Source organism: Ruegeria sp. YTSA105 (assembly GCF_059610225.1).
Genome location: NZ_JBXWNE010000008.1, coordinates 82,210 through 100,680 on the forward strand (window position 1 = coordinate 82,210; position 18,471 = coordinate 100,680).

Genomic DNA, 18,471 nt, shown 5'->3' on the forward strand with positions numbered 1-18,471 from the left:
CCATGGAAGATCGGCAATAAATGCACCAAAAGCGTCATGTTATAGGCGATTTTCACCTATGTGACGCAGCCCGTCTTTCGCGCCTCAGAACAAAGGGCGTGACCCCGAAAAAGCTTTTGTAAACCGAGGAGAAACCGTTCGGAAAGCCGCAGGCCAGACCGATTTCCCGAACGCTCATCGTGGTGTTCAGCAGCAGGTTGTTAGCCTTCGCCAGCCGCATCTCGCGATAGAAACCGTTTGGACTGGTGCCAAAGAAAGCTTTGAATTTTCGCTCAAGCGATCGGTTCGAAAGATTTAATGCCTCGACAATCTGCTGGATGGGTAAGGGGTCTTCGATATTGGCCTGCATCAGCTTGATACATTGATCCAGCTTGGCGTCCCCAGTAGCTGTCAGTTGCGCCCCCGAGAAAGGCTGCATCGATGAAAAGTCGCGGATATTTTCGTGCAGCATGATATTGGCCACCGTCATCTTGGCAGGCCCCGAGATGTGGCGTCCGATCACGGACAAAGCAATATCGGTTGTCGCCTCCATCCCTGCGCAGGTCACGACCTGGCCCTGTTCTGTGGCTATCGACAGCTTCGCCTCGAACCGGGCCCCGCGTTCACTCAGGAAAGAGGCGTTTTCCCAATGGGTCGCCATGTCTGCGGTGCCAAATTCGTCAATATAGCGGCTGGCAGCTTCGGCCAGCAAAAAGACCTGAGCGCCTCGGAACGTATAGTCCGATACAACCCGTCCGATAGACAGATCGGGGTGGTCAGGGTCGGAATTTCCGATCACAAATAGATAATCCGCCTTGGGATGGGTTGATACGGGTTCAGTTTGGACCGTCGCATCGCTGCTGCTGGCAATGGGCCCACCTTTCAGAGACCGATAGGTAAAGCTGAAGGGCGGGTTGGGGCAGACGCGGTTTGCCAGCCTCAGAACCTCAATCAATGCGGCAAGCTCCAACAGCACATAGCCCGGCGCGACCAGAACATCGAAATGTATCTGCGCCTTGTCGGTCAAGCTATCTGGTCGTTGCCGCATCTTTACCCCCTTCAGACGATGCTGTGGCCAGCAGCGCACAGCCGATCTGCCAGTCGCTGAATGTGATCGGGACCGACTTCGCAGCATCCGCCGATGATAGTTGCACCCTGCGCCACCCACCCCATCGCCTGATCAGCATATTCATCCGGCCCAAGGTCGTGGCGCTGTTGCAGCGCATCGACGGTTGGGGCGTCTTGTAGAAATTCCTGGGTAATCCCGGTGAAGCCATTGGCATATGCCCCAAACGGACGCCCGAAGGTCGCGATAATATTCAGCGCAGCGGGCACCGCCTCGGGGCGCGAGCAGTTGATCAGCACGGCCTCAGGCGTAAAGCGATCAACCAAAGATGCTATTCCCGACAATGGCTCACCCGACCGAAGCCGCGTCCCATCATCATCCATCACGGACAGCGCCAGCCAGACCGGCTTGTCTGCCTGTTCCGTTCCACGCAACGCGCCTTCGGCCTCTTGCACCGACGACACGGTTTCGATCAGGAACAGGTCAACGCGATCTGCCATCATCGCCACCAGTTCGGAGAATTTCTCTGCCGCCTCTTCGACCTCTGGATTCAGGTCCGGCCGGTAAGAGGCGAGAAGCGGACCCAAAGCCCCAGCGATGCGCCTACCCGCGGGCCGCGCACGCTCGGCCTGCGACAGGGCCGCCTCGATCAGATCTGGCAGCTGATCACCCAAGCCGACACGGTCCAGACGCGACCGGTGAACAGCATAGGTATTTGTCGTGGCCACAGTCGCACCGCGTGAGAAATAATCCGCATGCACATCCCCGACCAACTCGGGATGGTCCATCATCACCCGGGTCGACCACAAAGGCGTCGGCGCATCACCGCTGCGTTTGACCAGTTCCTGTCCGATAGACCCATCCAGAAGGGTTATATCTGCCATCAATGAACCTCCTCAGGGAACCAGAACCAGTTTTCCCGGAAACGTTTTTGACTGAAAGTCCTCTTGCGCCGTCGCAATGTCTTTCAGCGGATAGGTTTTTGAAATCAGGGGCTTGATCCGCCCCGCATTCATCAGTTCGACCAGGCGACCGAAGACTTCGAACGGCTGATGGGTGCTGCCGTGAATGGTAATGTCGCGCAGATAGATATCCCGCAGATCGGCTTGAACAATCGGGCCAGCAATCGCACCCGCAACGGCATAGTGACCGCCCGGTTTCAGCGCCAGGATCAGGTCAGCCCATGCAGGTCCGCCCACCACGTCAATGACCACGTCGAACATGTCGGTGGGCAGCGACGCATCCCGGTTGAACGTGGCGGTCGCGCCCTGGCTTTTCACCGCTTCGGCCTTGGCCGCACCGGTCACGCCCCAAACCGAGGCACCGCGCAGCGCCGCCAGTTGCACAGCGGCAAGGCCGACGCCACCGGATGCGCCGGTGATCAGCACCTTTTGCCCGGCAGTCACACCGGATCGGGTCAGCATAGCCTCGGCGGTTCCAAAGGCGCAGGGGATGGCAGCGATTTCATTGTCGGACAGGGGTGAGGCGCTGACATCATAAAGGTCATCGGCCTGCACCAAACAATATTGCGCAAAGGCGCCGTCAATCTCGGACCCAAGCACGATGAAGCCTGTCGGGTTGCCCGGTCGCGGACGTGGCAGGTTGATCGGACAGGTCACGCGCTGGCCCGAGGTGAACCCAGTCTCGGGCCCCGCGATTTCGACGATGCCGCAAAGGTCGCCGCCCTGAATGCGCGGGAAGTTCAACGCGCCGCCCCAGCCTCCGGCTTCGACCTCTTGATCCACGGCATCTGTGGCGCCGGTCACGTCCGAGGAATACCAGCCGATACGGGTGTTGATATCGGTGTTGTTCACCCCGGCTGCGGCCACACGGACCAGAACCTGCCCCGGCGCAGGGGTTGGGACCGGTATATCGTCACGCCATTCCAGCGCCTCGGGCCCGCCGTGACAGGTCAGGAATACACCGGACATCGTTTTAGGCAGTGTCATGATCAGACCTCGTCATCGGGATGAGGCGGCACAGAGCCCATCGGGACAATGTCATACCGCGCGTTCAATTCGGCCATTTTCACCTCATCGGCGAAGTCCGCCTCGGTCATCTTGGCCAGCTCAGCAAGGAAGCCGTCAAAACCGGCAGGTTGGAAAATCATCAGCATCTTGGCTGGTGCTTTACCAGCAACGCGGCAGGCATGCGGCATACCGGGCGGCACATGCATCGTGCTGCCCGGCCTACAGCGATGCCAGTCGCCATCAACGTAGAAGTCCACTTCGCCTTCCAGAAAATAGAAGCTTTCGGCATGGGTTTCATGGCGATGAAGGCCAAGCGCAAAGCTGGCCTTCAGATTGTCTTCCATGAGCGTATAGGCGCCATCAGTATCCCGGGTCGAAACCTTCACAAATGTGTGGTCATTTTCCCAGTCATAATTGAGGCCCTCTCCGGGCCCCAGTTTTGAATAACGCGTGCTCATGCAGGTCTCCTTCGGGCGATCAGGCGCGCAGCCGCTCGTTTTCTGGATCCCAGAGCGGTTTATCGTCCTGTACCACGGCGCGCCGCTTTTCACCGAAGATTTCGATTTCAAGCTCGGTACCTGCCACCGCCAATTCGGGACGGATCATGCCCAGCGCAATGGATTGGCCAACGCGATACCCCCAAGCGCCCGAGGTGGTTTCGCCAACGATCTCGCCGTTGTGCCAGATACAGGACATGTAGGGTGCATCCGCGTCACCTGCCTCGACCAACATAGTGGCAAACGCCTTTTTCACGCCCTGCTGCTTTTCGTTCAGGATCGCGGCCTTGCCGGGGAAGTCCTGCGGTTTGTCAAGTTTGACGAACCGTTCCAACCCGCCTTCCAACAGAGAGTAATCAGTGGACAGATCGCCTTTCCAAGCCCGATAACCCTTTTCGATGCGCAGAGAGTTCAGGGCGTACATCCCGAACGGTTTGGCACCAGCGTCAAGGATCGCGCCATAGATCGCGGGCATATGGTCGTTCAGCGCGTGAACCTCCCAGCCAAGTTCTCCTGCAAACGAGACGCGGATCAGGAATGCGGGCTGACCTGCAACCGTGGCCGATTGATGGGTCAGCCAGCCACTGGACAGGTCCGCATCGCTCAGCCCCGCCAGAATGTCGCGCGATTTTGGACCTGTCACGATCAGCGTGTCACGAGTGGTGGTGACATCCTCGACGGTGACGCCAGTGGGCATTGCCTCGGTCAGGATATCGCGGTCATGCCATTGCGCTGTAGCGGCCGTGATCATGACGAACTCGTCATCGCCGAGGCGGATACAGGACATTTCGGTCAGGATCCGGCCGCGACCATCTGAGATATAGACCAGGTTGATGCGACCCACCTTGGGCAAACCGCCGGTGACCAGCGACCGCAGCGCCTCGGCGGCACCCTCACCTTTTACGATGAAACGCGAAAATCCGGGCAAGTCCAATACGCCGCAATGATCACGGACAGCCTCGCACTCTTCCTTGATCCGCTTCTCCCATGGCCCCGAACGGCCCCAGGTATGGGTCGCTTCTTCAGAGGTATCGTCGCCCGGTTGCGCAAACCAGTTGGCGCGTTCCCAGCCGTTATAGGGCCCCATCACGCCGCCCAATTCCTTGACCTTGGTGTGGACAGGCGACAGCTTTTTGTCGCGCGCGGCGGGCCATTCATGGTGCGGGAAATGCATGGCGTATTCGTTGCCATAGACCTCAAGCCCCTTCTGGTTGCAGTAATCCTGATCGGTGTAATCGGTGTAACGGCGCGGATCGACGGCCCACATATCCCACTCAGTTGCGCCATCGACGATCCATTCGGCCAGCACCTTGCCGGCACCACCGCCCTGCGCGATGCCGAAGGTAAAGGTATGCGCCTCAAACGCGTTGGTCACGCCCGGCATCGGGCCAACCAGCGGCAGCCCGTCCGGCGCGTAGGGGATGGGTCCGTTGATCACCCGGCCCACGCCCGAGGTCCCCATCAGCGGCACCCGCTCCATCGCGTCGGTGACGATGTCTTCGATCCGGTCCAGATCATCATTCCATAGCTGGAAACTGAAATCCTCGGGCATCGGATCATCCTCGGTCATCCAGTGGCCCTTGCAGTTGGGCTCATAGGGGCCGAGGTTGAATCCGTTCTTCTCCTGCCGAAGGTAATAGGAGATATCCACGTCGCGCAGAAGCGGCAGCTTTTTACCGCCATTGGCCTTGGACCATTCCTCGATCTCGGGCACTTCGTCGGTCAGCAGGTACTGGTGGCTCATCACCATGGCCGGAACGGTGCGACCGCCGAAGGGCTTGAACCATTCACCCACACGCTGGGCGTAATACCCGGCGGCATTGACCACGTGGTCCGCTTCGATATCGCCCTTGTCAGTATGCACGATCCAGGTCTTGTCTTCCTTCTGGGTCACACCCGTGGCCGGGCAGAAACGCAGGATCTTCGCCCCCATGTCGCGCGCACCCTTGGCCAGTGCCTGGGTCAACTGCGCCGGGTCGATGTCGCCATCGGTCGGGTCGAACAGAACACCCTCAAGGTCATGAGTTTCCAGGAACGGGTAATGCTCTTTGGCCTGTTCGGGTGTCCACATCTCCATCTCGATGCCCTGATAACGGCCCATCGCCATTGCCCGCTCGAACTCCTGCACCCGCTCTTTCGAATGGGCCAACCGGATTGAGCCGGACTGGTGATAGTTCATCGGATAGTCGACCTCTTCACCCAGCCGCGCATAAAGCTCGGTCGAATAGCGCTGCATGTTCATGATCGCCCAAGAGGTCGAAAAGGTCGGCACGTTGCCAGCTGCATGCCAGGTCGACCCGGCGGTCAGCTCGTTTTTCTCCAGCAGAACACAATCGGTCCAGCCCTTTTTGGCCAGATGATACAGGGACGATGTCCCCACCACTCCGCCACCGATAATAACCACGCGGGCTTTTGTCGGAAAATCACTCATGTCTTTCAGTCCCTGTTACTGTGCCTCTTGAGGCAGATCGTCCGTGATGTCGTAATAGTCGCCCTTGTCGGCCACAAAGATATGGCGGGCGAGGGTCAGGCCGGTGGGTGCATCCAGCGCCCCCATAGCAATGGCAATCCGATCTTCGTCCTTATGCTGCCAGAACAGGTAAGAGCCGCAGGCGTTGCAAAATCCCCGTCGGGCGATGTCGGAAGCACGAAACCAGCTCAGCGTATCGCTGGCGGTGAAGGTGATGTCGTCTTGATGGGCCGAGGTCGAGGCCCAGACATGACCCGACTGTTTGCGGCATTGACCGCAATGGCAGGCCGAGGCGGCAGGAAGATCGCCTTCGATCTTGAACGCAACCGAGCCGCACAGACAGGAACCTGTATGCATTTCGCTTATCCCCTTGCTGCTGGCGCGCTGGTGGTGCCCAGCAACACGCCATAAATGATGAAACAGGTGGCCATGACCCGGCGTACCCAGATGTTGAACACGGCCCCCAGCGCAGCCCGCCCCATAAGCGCACCTAGAAGAGTGAACCCGATGTAGCTGAGCGTTGTGATGATCAGCGCCGTTGGCATGATGACCAACATTTGCTCCCAGATCGGCACATCCGGCTGCACGAATTGCGAGAATGCAGCAAGATAACCCGCGACGCTTTTGGGGTTGATTGTCGCGACGGCCAGCGCGTGCAGATAGACATGCCGTGCAGGGCGTTCGGAAATAGGGGCGGGATTTGCTGCAGCCTTCCAGCCTCGGACACCCAGCCAGATCAGAAACCCTGCGCCCACCAGCTTGGCGATGAAGAATCCGGTGGGTGAGGCCGCGATCAAGGCCGTCACCCCAAGCGCCGACAAAACCAAAAAGGCGCTGGCTTGGGTCAGGATCGCCAAGACACCCAGCATCGCTTTTGCGAAGGGCAGGCTCATCCCGTTCGAGATACAGTTCACCGCGTTAGGCCCCGGTGTGGTTACAAACACCACCCAGAACAGCGCGAATATGGTCCAGGCCTCGAAACTCATCAGTACACCGGAGGTGCGATGACCCAGATGACCACAGCAGGCTCATCATGAGGGTTCGCCCAAATATAGGGTTCGTTCTTGATCCGAAAACTGTCACCGGGCCCAACTGAAAAGCTTTGCGCGCCGATGGTCAGATTCAACTGACCGGAAATCACATAGCCAACCTCTTGCGTGGGGCGGTCCGCCGGATTCTGCATCTTGGAATGCGGCTCAAAGGTGGAATGCACCATCTCAAAATCGTCAGTCAGATCGGGTGACAGCAGTTCCTCGATCAGACCTTCTTCGCCCGACCCCATAGGGCGGCGCGACCCGGCGCGCACGACATAGCCTTGTTCATTGGCGGGGGCGGCAGAATGGGCGAACAGCATGGACATCGGCACACCCAGACATTCCGCGATCTGACGCAGGTCTGAAATTGACGGTTCGGACTTGTCGCGTTCAACCTGGCTGAGCCATCCGACCGACCGGTTCAACCGCTCTGCGATCTCGGTCAGCGTCAACCCACGCGCCTTACGCAATGCGCGAATGTCGGCTCCGAGCGTTGCACTGTGGGGGGCTTGGCTGTTCACCGAACTCTCCGATATCTGGTGAAATTTTCCTCGTGTTTTTCACGATGCCGCGAATCGGTGAAAATTCCAAGCATTTTTTCACTTGGGAAAATCGACGCATTTAGCTATCCGTCAGCTATGTGGATTGCGGTTATATACCTGTGGGTCATCAACGGCCTGACTTTGCTGGCCTTTGGCTGGGACAAGCTGCGCGCCAGACGCAGAAAAAGCCGGGTTCCGGAACGCAGGCTATTGTGGCTGGCGGCACTGGGCGGCAGTCCCGGTGCGCTGGTCGGGCGTTGGATTTTCAATCACAAGTCCCGAAAAGGCCGGTTTTCCCTGTCGCTGTTTGCGATCTTTGCGACTCAGGTCGGGCTGGCATATTTCCTAATCACAGACATTCTGTAGTTGGCTTGATCCGCAAGCCACGTAAGATCCCGATGGGATCTAGGAAATGTCGCAGACATACATATCGGTATCGTCGGTGGAGTGAGCTGAGGATCGCGTGAACCCCGATTTCTGTAGCACACAGGCAGAGGCGGGATTGCTGTGCTCGACCCCGGCCAAAAACCGAATGGCGCGGCTCGTGCCGCAGGCCGCGATAAAGCCGGACACAAGTTCGGTTGCATAGCCACAGCCCCAGGCTCGTTCGGCAAACAGATATCCAAGGTGAATGGCTGGTGCGGCCTGATCTTCGGGTTCTGAGGCCAGTATCAGCAGTCCGATCAGCTGATTATTTTGCCTTAGCCGAACAAGAAGAACATCGCTTTCGGTCTTGCGTGCCGCGATCCAGTCGGTCATCCCGCTGGGCGTTTCTTCGACCTGCATCGAAGGCGGCAGGGGCTCAAGAACCGCTGGTGTCAGGACGGTTGCCAACTCGGCCGTCAACGCTGAAAGGCGACCAGCTTCTGAGACTTCCACTTGCCAGTGGCAGACGGCAAGCCGCTCTGTGGTGAATTGGTCCGGGATCATGCCTTGGCCAGTCGCAATTAGTATCCATTCCAGTCTAACAGACGGGCTGATTTTGCGTCAGGCCCCTCTTAACTCGCCCGAAAACGCCTTTGACAATATGGCAGACAGCTTATCTGCGTCCTCATCCGTGAACGCATCCGGCTGGTCACTGTCGATGTCAAAAACCGCGATGACCTCGCCCGAGGCATTGCGCACCGGAAGCACCAGTTCGGACTGCGTAGACGAGGCGCAGGCGATGTGACCTGGAAACGCATGCACATCCGCCACCAACTGTACCTTTCCGGTCCGCGCCGCGGCACCACAGACACCGCGCCCGAAGGGAATAACCAGACACCCGTGACCACCCTGATAGGGGCCGATTTTCAAAATGCCCGGATCTGTTACGCGATAGAACCCCGTCCAGTCAAACCGATCATCGGCGTGATGAACCTCACAGGCGATTGTCGCCATCAGAGCAACTTGATCTGTCTCGCCAGCGGTTAGGGCGACGATTGTCTTGGTCAGCGTATCGTAGTCAACGGTCATGGGGGGCGGGTCCGGTCAGTGATCTTGTAAACAGGTTCTACAGCACCGGACCTATGGTGGAATCGGCCCCGCGTCAAACACGCTCAATCGCGATTGCAGTTCCCTCTCCACCACCGATGCAGATCGCCGCCACGCCGCGTTTCAGATCCCGCTTTTCCAACGCGTTCAGCAGGGTGACCATGATACGCGCTCCCGAAGCGCCAATAGGATGACCCAGGGCGCATGCACCACCATTCACATTTACCTTGTCACGCGTCAGACCCATCTCATGCATGAATGCCATCGGCACCACGGCAAAGGCTTCGTTTACCTCCCACAGATCCACATCATCATTGGACCAGCCGATTTTGGCCAAAAGCTTTTGCGCAGCGGGAACTGGCGCAGTCGTGAACAATCCCGGAGCCTGCGCATGGCTGGAATGACCCAGAATGCGCGCCCGAACCGAGAGGCATTGCGCTTCGGCGGCTTCAGCTGACGCCAGAACCAGAGCTGCCGCCCCATCAGAGATCGACGACGCGTTGGCCGCCGTCACCGTTCCACCCTTGCGAAAAGCCGGTTTCAGCGAAGGTATCTTTTCCGGGCGGGCGGTTTTCGGCTGCTCGTCCGCGGACTGCGTGACCTCGCCTTTCCTTGTACGGACGGTTACCGGAGTGATTTCACCGTCGAACGCGCCGCTGTCCTGCGCGGCCAGCGCGTTGGATAGGGACTGCAGGGCGTATTCGTCCTGCGCTTCGCGGGTGAACTGGAACGCCTCGGCACAGTCTTCGGCGAAAGTGCCCATCAGACGACCTTTGTCGTAGGCGTCCTCCAGCCCGTCCAGAAACATGTGGTCGACGACCTGAGCGTGCCCCAAGCGCGCACCCTCACGCATTTTGGGCAACAGGTAGGGCGCGTTCGTCATACTCTCCATCCCGCCTGCGATCATTGTGTTGGCATGGCCCAATGCGATCTGATCGAAGGCCATCATCGCAGCCTTCATCCCTGATCCGCACATCTTGTTGAGCGTCGTGGCCGGGACCTCTTGGCCCAAACCGGCTGCAAACCCAGCCTGACGTGCAGGGGCCTGACCCTGACCGGCTGGCAGAACGCAGCCCATCAGCACTTCGTCAACCGTTTCAGCACCGGCACCCTGCAGCGCGGCCCGGATCGCGGCTCCACCCAGATCGGCGGCAGAAACACCATCGAACATTCCTTGAAATCCACCCATCGGGGTACGTGCTGCTCCGGCGATTACAACTTGCTTCATCTGGGCGCTCCTAAATTCTTGTCATTCAATGGATACCGAATGGTAAGAATTCCCGTCTAGCGTATTTCTACGAGCGATTTCAGTTAAAGGACCGTCACGTATGGGCCTGTCCAGTACTACGACCAACAATATTCAAATAATTACTGTACAATCCAACCGGATTGATGCCGCAATGGCCATTCAGTTCAAAGAAAACATGCGCACGGAAACCGAAGGTGGGGCTGTGCGCGTGGTTCTGGATCTCAGCGGTGTCGAATTCATTGACTCCAGTGGTTTGGGCGCCATTGTCGCCGCCATGAAACAACTCGGGGCTGAACGGCGCCTGGATCTGGCAGGTCTTCAGCCTTTTGTGGAAAAGGTGTTTCGTCTTACGCGCATGGACACAGTGTTCAAGCTTTACCCAACGATGGATGACGCACTGTCCGGTGCGCCGGATTGAACACAAGGAGAAACTGAACAGGCGCAAGGCTAATGTGTAACGGCATCAGTTTCGATTTGAGCTTCGCTGCGACCGAGGTCGAAGCAAGCTCTGGCATTGCCAAGTTGAGCCAGGCACTGTCGTCCAAAGGGCTGCCTGCACACAAAGCGGCTGATGTCAGAATTGCCCTGGCCGAAGCCATTAACAATGTCGTTGAACACGCCTATGCCGGAACCACGCCCGCCAGCGTAAAGGTACACTGCCGCCTGCATCAGAACTGGTTGGAAATCCTCATCTCGGATACCGGCAATCCCCTTCCTGGCTTTCGCGTACCAGAAGGTGCACCTGCACCTCTGGGGGAAAGACGTGAAGACCTGCCCGAGGGGGGATTTGGATGGTTTCTGATCCACCAACTGACCAGTGAAATCCGCTATGACCGTAGCGAAGGCTGCAACCGGTTGTCACTGCGATTCAGTTTTCTCGACGCGGATTAGGGCTATAAAACGTCACAATAAGGCCCTTTTCGAACCATTGTAGCGCCGCAAACAAAGATCAAAGTCTTAACTGTAGCTCAGATAGCTTCCCTCGGCATCGTATGTCACAGCCCCCACCCAGTGAACGATGCCGAGGAACTTCCCCTTTGATTTGACTGGACAATACCCGGACGCGCGATACCTTCTGCGCGATCACACGGGAAGGCAGCGCAATGCGGGATTTTCAGGCACCAGGCAGATCCGAAGTTTTTTCGACCGAAGGGATGTGCGCCACATCTCACCCGCTGGCAGCCCAAGCGGCCCTTGGCATTCTACAGCAAGGTGGCAACGCGATGGACGCAGCCATCGCCGGGGCAGTGCTTTTGGGATTTTGCGAACCACAAATGACCGGCCTGGGCGGAGATTGCTTTGTTCTGTACAACCGCGCCGGAGAAGATGAGGTTCGGGCCCTCAACGGCTCTGGCCGGGCACCGGCAGCAGCCAACGCTGGCAGCTTGCGCGATAAGGGACTGACTGCAGTTCCACTCAATACACCGGATGCGGTCACCATTCCCGGCGCGGTCGAGGCGTTCTGCCAGCTGGCCGAAACCGAGGGCAAACTAGGGCTGGACGCCATCCTGCAACCCGCCATCCGCTATGCAGACCAGGGCGTGCCGGTCGCCCCACGTGTGGCTTTTGATTGGGGCCCGGGTGCTAACACGTTGCAGGGGGCAGCCAGGAACCACTATCTGCTGAAAGGAGACGTTCCAAAGACCGGAGACATGTTCCGGTCCGCCGGGCAGGCAGAAGTGCTGCGCAGAATCGCCAAATACGGACGAGAGGCGTTTTACGCGGGCGAGGTCGCTGAAGATATTATCTCGACCCTGACGGCCATGGGCGGGGTACACACAGCCGAAGATCTGGACGCGACCGCTGCCACACCTACAGTTCCGGTCGCAGGGCACTATCGTGGCTTGGACCTGCTGGAACATCCGCCCAATGGCCAAGGTGCAACCGCCCTTTTGCTGCTGAATATCCTCAAGAACTTTGACCTCGGATCCATGTATCCGCTATCCGCAGAGCGTCTGCATATCGAGGCCGAAGCCTCAAAACTCGCCTACGATGCCCGCAACAGATTCATCGCCGATCCGGATCATACGACACACGCAGACAGGTTTTGGGACCAGACAACAGCCGATCGACTGGCAGAGCTTATCAATCCAAACCATGCCATGCCCGCTGCTGCCCCACTGACCGAAGCCATTCACAAAGACACTGTTTATATCACGGTGGTCGACAGGGACAGGATGGCGGTATCGCTGATCTATTCGATCTTTCATAGCTTTGGATCCGGTATCGCTTCTGAGAAATTCGGCATTCTGCTGCAAAACCGTGGGTCTGGATTTACGTTGCAATCAGGCCATCCGAACGAGTTCGGCGGCGGCAAACGTCCGATGCACACAATCATTCCCGGCATGTTGAAACAGAAAGGCAAAATCCTGATGCCCTTCGGTGTGATGGGTGGCGCCTTTCAGCCCACAGGGCATGCAAAGCTGGTCTCGCTACTAACCGACGATGAGTTTGCGCTGCAGCAGGCCATAGACACACCGCGGGCCTTTGCAGACGGACCTGTCTTGAAACTGGAACGCGGAATTTCGCGGAAGGTCGCGCAACAATTATCTGAAATCGGCCACAAAGTTCTGATTTCAGAAACACCTCTTGGCGGGGCTCAAGCGATCCGAATCCAGAAGAGCGGCGTTTTGCAAGGCGCAAGCGATCCGCGAAAAGATGGGTGCGCGCTTGGTTATTGACAGTATGGGCCCGGTTTCACCCGCGCTTCCATTTTTAGTTCAAATGGAAATGCAACGGATATGCGCCGTTTTCAAACGGACCAAACATATCGGGGATATCCGGATGCTCGACCGGTTCTCCGGACTGGTCGGCAATCAGATTTTGTTCAGAAACATAAGCAACATAGAAGGATTGGTCATTTTCCGCCAACAGATGATAAAACGGCTGATCCTTGATCGGCCTGCTGTCTTCGGGAATGGCCTGATACCATTCTTCGGTATTTGAAAACTCTGGGTCCACGTCAAAAATCACCCCTCGGAAGGGATGTTTTTTGTGGCGGACGACTTGGCCCAGCCGGTACTTTGCTTGTGTCTTTAGCATCACGTTTGCCCCCAAAGGTCTTACTACCCGTTTCCTCATAGGAATGCCAATCATTGATCTAAAATAATGGGAAACAGTCTGTGAACCTCTTACTGACAGTACTCGAAATCGTGGCCCCGGTCTTCCTCTTGGCGGGGATCGGGTTTGCCTGGGTCAAACATGGCTTTGAATACAGGCTGCAATTTGTGACCCGCCTTGCGGTGACGCTCGCCGTGCCCAGCCTGATTTTCGTGGCCCTGATGCGAACCCAGATCCCGCCCGGAGAGCTGACCCGGTTCACTTTGGCCGCCATCACAGGCCATGTCGGGCTGGCGGTCGCATTTAGCGTATTTGTCCGGGCCAGCAAGCTGGAAAGGCGCACCTATCTGGCGCCGCTGATATTCGGCAACACGGGGAATCTGGGCCTGCCTCTGGCTATTTTCGCATTTGGGCAGGCAGGCTTGGGTTTCGCGGTGATATTTCTGGCCGTTACCGCCCTGTTTTCCTTTACTTACGGGATCTACCTGGTGGCGGGAAAAGGCGCTTTCGGCAAGGTAGCACGTGAACCCATGGTTTGGGCTACTCTGCTGGGGGCGCTGTTTCTGTGGCAGGGCTGGCAAACACCTGTCTTCGTGACCAATACGCTGGACCTGCTGGGACAGATGGCGATTCCGATGATGCTGATCACGCTTGGTGTTGCGATTGCGCGGCTGACCACCAGAAAGCTAGGGCAAGCGGTCTGGCTATCGGCGTTGAAACTGGTCGTGTGTTTTGCCCTGGCATGGGCAATCGCAAAAGGGTTTGATCTGGATAAAGTCGCGTTCGGCGTTCTGGTGGTGCAGATGTGTACGCCGGTTGCAGTAACCTCATACCTGCTGGCCGAACGGTTCGAAGCGGATTCTGACGCGGTTGCGGGGCTGGTTATGGTCTCAACCCTGATGTCCGTCGGCGCTTTGCCTATAATTCTAGCTATTGTTCTGTAGCGATTGTGATTTCCTAATCGCTCAATCTGCGCTAGAATGAAGAAAAAAGGCACGAGGCACATGAGCAGAATTCTTATCGTACTCTTCGGGGTGCTGCTTTTGGCATCCTGCGGGGGTGGTTCCAAACAACCGCCCAGCAAGCTGAATGATGCATGCAGCATTGCACGTGAACGGCCGGAATACATCAAGGCGTTCAAAAGCACCGAACGGAAATGGGGCATCCCCGTTCACGTTCAGATGGCGACGATCTATCAGGAAAGCCGCTATAAACACGATGCGCGCACACCGCATCAATATGTTCTGGGTGTGATCCCGATGGGCCGCCAGAGCAGCGCCTATGGCTTCAGCCAGGCGCTGGACGGGACATGGGATGAGTATCAGCGCGAAACCGGCAAACGCCGGGCCAAGCGGGACCGTATCCGCGACGCTTCGGATTTCATCGGCTGGTACATGAACAAAAGCTATGAGCGGAATGGCATCCAGCCAAGCGACACGCGCAATCAGTATCTGGCCTATCATGAAGGCCATACCGGTTATGCCCGCGGCAGCCATTACAGCAAGACGTGGTTGCTGAACGTGGCCAATGATGTGGATGCGCGCGCCCGGATGTACCAGGCGCAACTGTCAGGCTGTCGTTACTGAACAAACAGCGGGTCAGCGATTGCCTGACCCGCTTCTGTTCTTGTTCGAAAACAAGCTGCTGCTTAGATTTTTTTCGGTATCAAGCTGTCCCAGCAGAACCGTTGTCTGTCCGCCTGCATTATCGTGGATCACCCATTTTCGCAGCTCAACCGGATCGCCAGTGAACATCAGCTCAATTCGACCGGAGTCAGGGTTTTTCGGGTCCTGTGCTGTCACGACAGTGGCCGTTCCGTCAAAGTCATGCCCAACCACCATATTAGCCTGACCCAGATCGACATTCCGTGCCAGAACCAGAGACAGAGGTGTTCGCTTTAACGGATACTGCTCGGGCGGTTGATTGGATTTCGGATCGAAAATCTGAACGGTGCCAGCGCGTGCCAACACAACGGCGCTGTCTGGCGGGTCATATTCGAACCGCATCTTTCCAGGTCGCGCGATCCACAGCTTTCCTGTGCTCAGTGAGCCATCATCATTGACCTGTGTAAATGTCGTCTCGACAGTTTTCAGACCATTCAGGTAATTCGATATCTGCGACAGCGGCAACTTGTCCGCAGCCCAGGCGGCGGGTGTGGCCAGTGTCAGTGCAAGGGCAAAAGCAATCTGTTTCATAAGACCCAGATAAGCGCTCTGCCCTTGTTATTAAATATCCTATTGCTCTGGCACCAGGATTTCGCGTTTTCCGACGTGATTTGCCGATGAAACAATGCCTTCGTCCTCCATCTGCTCAACCAGACGCGCAGCTTTGTTATAGCCAATGGCAAGTTTCCGCTGGATATACGAGGTCGAGCATTTGCGATCCTTGATCACAATCGCCACGGCCTGATCGTAAAGGGCGTCTTCGCCATTGGTGTTGCCCCCGGTGTTCAAACCCAGAACAGCGTCGATATTATCAGCCTTTTCCTCGGTCGGTCCATCGACCACACCGCTCATATAATCCGGCGGGCCGAATTGCTTCAGATGGTTGACGATTTCCTCGACCTCTTCATCCGAGACAAACGGACCGTGGCAACGGGTTATCTTCGCGCCACCCGCCATATACAGCATGTCACCCTGACCCAGCAGTTGTTCGGCGCCCATTTCACCAAGAATGGTGCGGCTATCGATCTTTGACGTCACCTGGAAGGAAATCCGAGTCGGAAAGTTCGCCTTGATCGTGCCGGTAATCACATCGACCGAGGGGCGCTGCGTGGCCATGATCAGGTGGATACCCGAGGCCCGAGCCATCTGCGCCAGACGTTGGATGCAGGCCTCGATCTCTTTGCCCGCGACCATCATCAGGTCGGCCATCTCGTCGACAATAACAACGATATAGGGCATCGACTCGGGTGCGAATTCCTCGGTCTCGAACATCGGTTCACCCGTTTCGTTGTCAAAACCGGTCTGGACCGTGCGGCTGAACATCTCGCCCTTGGACAGCGCGTCTTTCACCCGGCCGTTATAGCCCGCGATGTTACGCACGCCCATCTTGGACATCTTGCGATAGCGATCCTCCATCTCGCCCACGACCCATTTCAAGGCGACAACCGCCTTCTTCGGGTCTGTCACAACCGGAGAAAGCAGATGCGGGATGCCGTCATAGACCGACAATTCCAGCATCTTGGGGTCGATCATGATCAGGCGGCATTCATCCGGCGTCAGCTTATACAGCAATGACAGGATCATCGTGTTGATCGCCACCGATTTACCGGAACCGGTTGTCCCCGCGATCAGCAGGTGGGGCATCTTGGCCAGATTGGCCACAACGGATTCACCGCCGATATCCTTGCCCAGCGCCAAAGGCAGCGCCTGATTGCCGTCTCCGAAGTCACGGCTTGAAAGGATTTCGCGCAGCACCACCATTTCACGGTTTTCATTGGGCAGTTCTATCCCGATGACCGAGCGGCCCGGCAGGGTCGAAACCCGCGCCGAGAGGGCCGACATCGAGCGGGCAATGTCATCCGACAGACCAATAACACGGCTGGCTTTCAAACCCGGAGCCGGCTCAAGTTCGTACATGGTGACAACCGGACCGGGGCGGACGCTGACGATCTCACCTTTGACGCCATAGTCATCCAGCACATTTTCCAACATCCGCGCATTCTCTTCCAGGGCCTCATCGCTCAGGTGATGGCGCTGAATGCTGGAGGGGTTGGACAGCAGGCCCAGCGGAGGCAGTTCGAAATCGGAGTGCTTTTCTTCGAACGACAACGCGGGCTGGGCCTCGGCCTGGGCCCGGCGCGAGGGTGGCGGGGTGCGGCGCACGGGTTGAGCAACCACCGGCTTGCGCGGCTCGGCCACGGGGATTTTCATCGCCGGGCGGGCTTGCGGCATCTCATCGGCGTCATCCTCGAAAACGGCCTCGTCATCGAAATCCGGCTCGGGCGCAAAATCCTGATGCAACGGTTCCTGCCATTCTGTTTCAGGCTGCGCTGACAGCATCGGCTCGGGCGGCAGCCCGGTTGATGTCACTGGCGGCTCGGGCGGCAGATCGTCCGCAGGCCCTGCGTTCAGGATCAACGGATCAGGTCCACGGCCCCGCCCTTTGGTCAGCGGCAGATCGGGATCGGGCTCAGGATCCATCTCTCCGACTGCAACCTTACGGTTGCGCACAGCGGCAGAAATCTTTGAACGGATTCGGTCCTCGCCCGGCATTTCCTCATAACCCGCGACAGGTTCACGGTCGATCAGCTCGGGTTCGGGCATGGGGTCCGGGCGACGGATCAGATCAGGAATGCGCGACAGAAGGCCGGTCTTTACCGGTTCGGGCGCTTCCAGAAGCGGCTCGTCATAAACAGGGTCGGCAAAGGCAATCTCGTCGTCGAACACGGCCCCTTCGGCGCGGGTCAACTTGCGTTCGTCCCATTGGGCACGACGTTCGCGCGCAGCCTCCGCTGTTGCAGCAGCCCCACGGCCCAGCAGATTCATCAATATGTCATAGGACATGACCAGCCCCAGCAGGAAGGCACGGAACCCCTTGCGCACGTCGTCCTTGGTGAAACCAAGAACAAACACGCCCAGCGTCAGCATCCCAATAGCCATCGCCAGAGACATCAGCTTGACAATAAAATGCGAGGATATGGGCAACAAGGTCAGGAAGGCACCCATGACCGTATCCCCAAACAATCCACCCAGACCAAAACTATGCGTTACGCGCCAAGCCTCACCCGGCACTAATGTCGCCGCATAGACCGAGACAATGGCGATCCAGATCGGTGCAAATATCAGGCGCGCGACGGCACGATCTTCACCGAAATGCCCGGCAAAACGCACACCCCAGCCGATCAACACCAACGCGATGCTCCAACTGCCCCAACCGACAATCATGAACAATGGCGCCGCGATCGAGGCACCAACACGCCCCATCCAGTTCTGCACTGGTGCATCCGTCGACACCATCCAGTTCGGGTCATCCGGTGTGTAGGACCAGATCATTGCCGCCGAAGCCAACCCAAGTAGGATCAGGGCGATGCCGATCAACTCTTTGCTGCGCCTTTCGATGGCGGCCTGAGTCGTGCTGTCCAGCAATGGATCGCGGTTGCGCGCGTTATATGATGCCATTTTGCCCT

20 protein-coding genes are annotated in these 18,471 nt (G+C 57.7%); 6 read left to right on the top strand and 14 right to left on the bottom strand.

Annotation, left to right across the window (positions count from 1 at the left end; genetic code table 11):
• Positions 1-52: 52 nt before the first annotated feature.
• From AC2FH2_RS11895 to AC2FH2_RS11930, 8 genes are read right to left on the bottom strand one after another with little or no spacing between them, the layout of a single operon-like run.
• Positions 53-1,027, bottom strand: coding sequence for a GlxA family transcriptional regulator (locus AC2FH2_RS11895; RefSeq protein ID WP_496823682.1), 975 nt, complete (start codon positions 1,025-1,027; stop codon positions 53-55).
• Positions 1,028-1,038: 11 nt separating this feature from the next.
• Entirely contained in the window at positions 1,039-1,929 is an 891-nt protein-coding gene (locus AC2FH2_RS11900; RefSeq protein ID WP_496793543.1) for a homocysteine S-methyltransferase family protein, read from the bottom strand.
• 12 nt (positions 1,930-1,941) lie between these two features.
• Positions 1,942-2,994, bottom strand: coding sequence for an alcohol dehydrogenase family protein (locus AC2FH2_RS11905; RefSeq protein WP_496823684.1), 1,053 nt, complete (start codon positions 2,992-2,994; stop codon positions 1,942-1,944).
• Between the two features lie 2 nt (positions 2,995-2,996).
• Positions 2,997-3,473 carry a cupin domain-containing protein gene (locus AC2FH2_RS11910; RefSeq protein WP_496823686.1) on the bottom strand — a complete coding sequence of 159 codons (477 nt, stop codon included), beginning with the start codon at positions 3,471-3,473 and terminating at the stop codon, positions 2,997-2,999.
• 19 nt (positions 3,474-3,492) lie between these two features.
• Positions 3,493-5,943, bottom strand: a complete 2,451-nt coding sequence (locus AC2FH2_RS11915; protein WP_142637053.1) for a GcvT family protein — start codon at positions 5,941-5,943, stop codon at positions 3,493-3,495.
• A gap of 15 nt (positions 5,944-5,958) precedes the next feature.
• The gene (locus tag AC2FH2_RS11920; RefSeq protein ID WP_142637055.1) at positions 5,959-6,339 is read right to left on the bottom strand and encodes a GFA family protein; all 381 of its coding nucleotides are present in this window, start codon (positions 6,337-6,339) and stop codon (positions 5,959-5,961) included.
• A 5-nt stretch (positions 6,340-6,344) separates the two neighbouring features.
• Positions 6,345-6,968 (bottom strand): LysE family translocator, encoded by a 624-nt coding sequence (locus AC2FH2_RS11925; RefSeq protein ID WP_281973074.1) that lies wholly within the window; start codon positions 6,966-6,968, stop codon positions 6,345-6,347.
• Positions 6,968-7,537, bottom strand: a complete 570-nt coding sequence (locus AC2FH2_RS11930; protein WP_142637059.1) for a helix-turn-helix domain-containing protein — start codon at positions 7,535-7,537, stop codon at positions 6,968-6,970. The genes AC2FH2_RS11925 and AC2FH2_RS11930 overlap by 1 nt, the downstream gene beginning before the upstream one ends.
• Positions 7,538-7,654: 117 nt before the next feature.
• Here AC2FH2_RS11930 and AC2FH2_RS11935 point away from each other — a divergent pair, with 117 nt between their 5' ends.
• Complete coding sequence (locus tag AC2FH2_RS11935; RefSeq protein ID WP_142637060.1) at positions 7,655-7,924, top strand: DUF1294 domain-containing protein; 270 nt, start codon at positions 7,655-7,657, stop codon at positions 7,922-7,924.
• A 39-nt stretch (positions 7,925-7,963) separates the two neighbouring features.
• Here the strand turns inward: AC2FH2_RS11935 and AC2FH2_RS11940 are convergent, their stop codons facing one another.
• The 3 genes from AC2FH2_RS11940 to AC2FH2_RS11950 form a co-directional block, all read right to left on the bottom strand.
• Positions 7,964-8,488 carry a GNAT family N-acetyltransferase gene (locus tag AC2FH2_RS11940; protein ID WP_496823688.1) on the bottom strand — a complete coding sequence of 175 codons (525 nt, stop codon included), beginning with the start codon at positions 8,486-8,488 and terminating at the stop codon, positions 7,964-7,966.
• Positions 8,489-8,545: 57 nt separating this feature from the next.
• Positions 8,546-9,013, bottom strand: a complete 468-nt coding sequence (locus AC2FH2_RS11945) for a GAF domain-containing protein (RefSeq protein ID WP_496823690.1) — start codon at positions 9,011-9,013, stop codon at positions 8,546-8,548.
• Positions 9,014-9,086: 73 nt separating this feature from the next.
• Entirely contained in the window at positions 9,087-10,259 is a 1,173-nt protein-coding gene (locus AC2FH2_RS11950) for a thiolase family protein (RefSeq protein ID WP_142637066.1), read from the bottom strand.
• 100 nt (positions 10,260-10,359) lie between these two features.
• Here AC2FH2_RS11950 and AC2FH2_RS11955 point away from each other — a divergent pair, with 100 nt between their 5' ends.
• From AC2FH2_RS11955 to AC2FH2_RS11965, 3 genes are all read left to right on the top strand, one after another.
• Positions 10,360-10,698: an STAS domain-containing protein gene (locus tag AC2FH2_RS11955; RefSeq protein ID WP_142637067.1), complete on the top strand. Its 339-nt coding sequence runs from the start codon at positions 10,360-10,362 to the stop codon at positions 10,696-10,698.
• Between the two features lie 32 nt (positions 10,699-10,730).
• A complete protein-coding gene (locus AC2FH2_RS11960) occupies positions 10,731-11,171 on the top strand; it encodes an ATP-binding protein (protein WP_496823692.1) in 441 nt (146 codons plus the stop codon).
• 212 nt (positions 11,172-11,383) lie between these two features.
• Positions 11,384-12,961, top strand: a complete 1,578-nt coding sequence (locus AC2FH2_RS11965) for a gamma-glutamyltransferase family protein (RefSeq protein WP_496823694.1) — start codon at positions 11,384-11,386, stop codon at positions 12,959-12,961.
• Positions 12,962-12,995: 34 nt separating this feature from the next.
• Here the strand turns inward: AC2FH2_RS11965 and hspQ are convergent, their stop codons facing one another.
• Positions 12,996-13,322, bottom strand: coding sequence for a heat shock protein HspQ (hspQ, locus tag AC2FH2_RS11970; protein ID WP_142637073.1), 327 nt, complete (start codon positions 13,320-13,322; stop codon positions 12,996-12,998).
• A gap of 80 nt (positions 13,323-13,402) precedes the next feature.
• Between hspQ and AC2FH2_RS11975 the strand changes: the two genes are divergently transcribed.
• Both AC2FH2_RS11975 and AC2FH2_RS11980 read left to right on the top strand, forming a co-directional pair.
• Entirely contained in the window at positions 13,403-14,284 is an 882-nt protein-coding gene (locus AC2FH2_RS11975; protein ID WP_496823696.1) for an AEC family transporter, read from the top strand.
• A 60-nt stretch (positions 14,285-14,344) separates the two neighbouring features.
• On the top strand, positions 14,345-14,926 hold the full coding sequence (locus AC2FH2_RS11980; protein WP_142637077.1) for a transglycosylase SLT domain-containing protein: 582 nt from the start codon (positions 14,345-14,347) through the stop codon (positions 14,924-14,926).
• 12 nt (positions 14,927-14,938) lie between these two features.
• Here the strand turns inward: AC2FH2_RS11980 and AC2FH2_RS11985 are convergent, their stop codons facing one another.
• Together AC2FH2_RS11985 and AC2FH2_RS11990 are read right to left on the bottom strand one after the other, a co-directional pair.
• Positions 14,939-15,535: a LolA family protein gene (locus AC2FH2_RS11985; protein ID WP_142637078.1), complete on the bottom strand. Its 597-nt coding sequence runs from the start codon at positions 15,533-15,535 to the stop codon at positions 14,939-14,941.
• Between the two features lie 39 nt (positions 15,536-15,574).
• Positions 15,575-18,463 carry a DNA translocase FtsK gene (locus tag AC2FH2_RS11990; protein WP_496823698.1) on the bottom strand — a complete coding sequence of 963 codons (2,889 nt, stop codon included), beginning with the start codon at positions 18,461-18,463 and terminating at the stop codon, positions 15,575-15,577.
• Positions 18,464-18,471 lie beyond the last annotated feature (8 nt).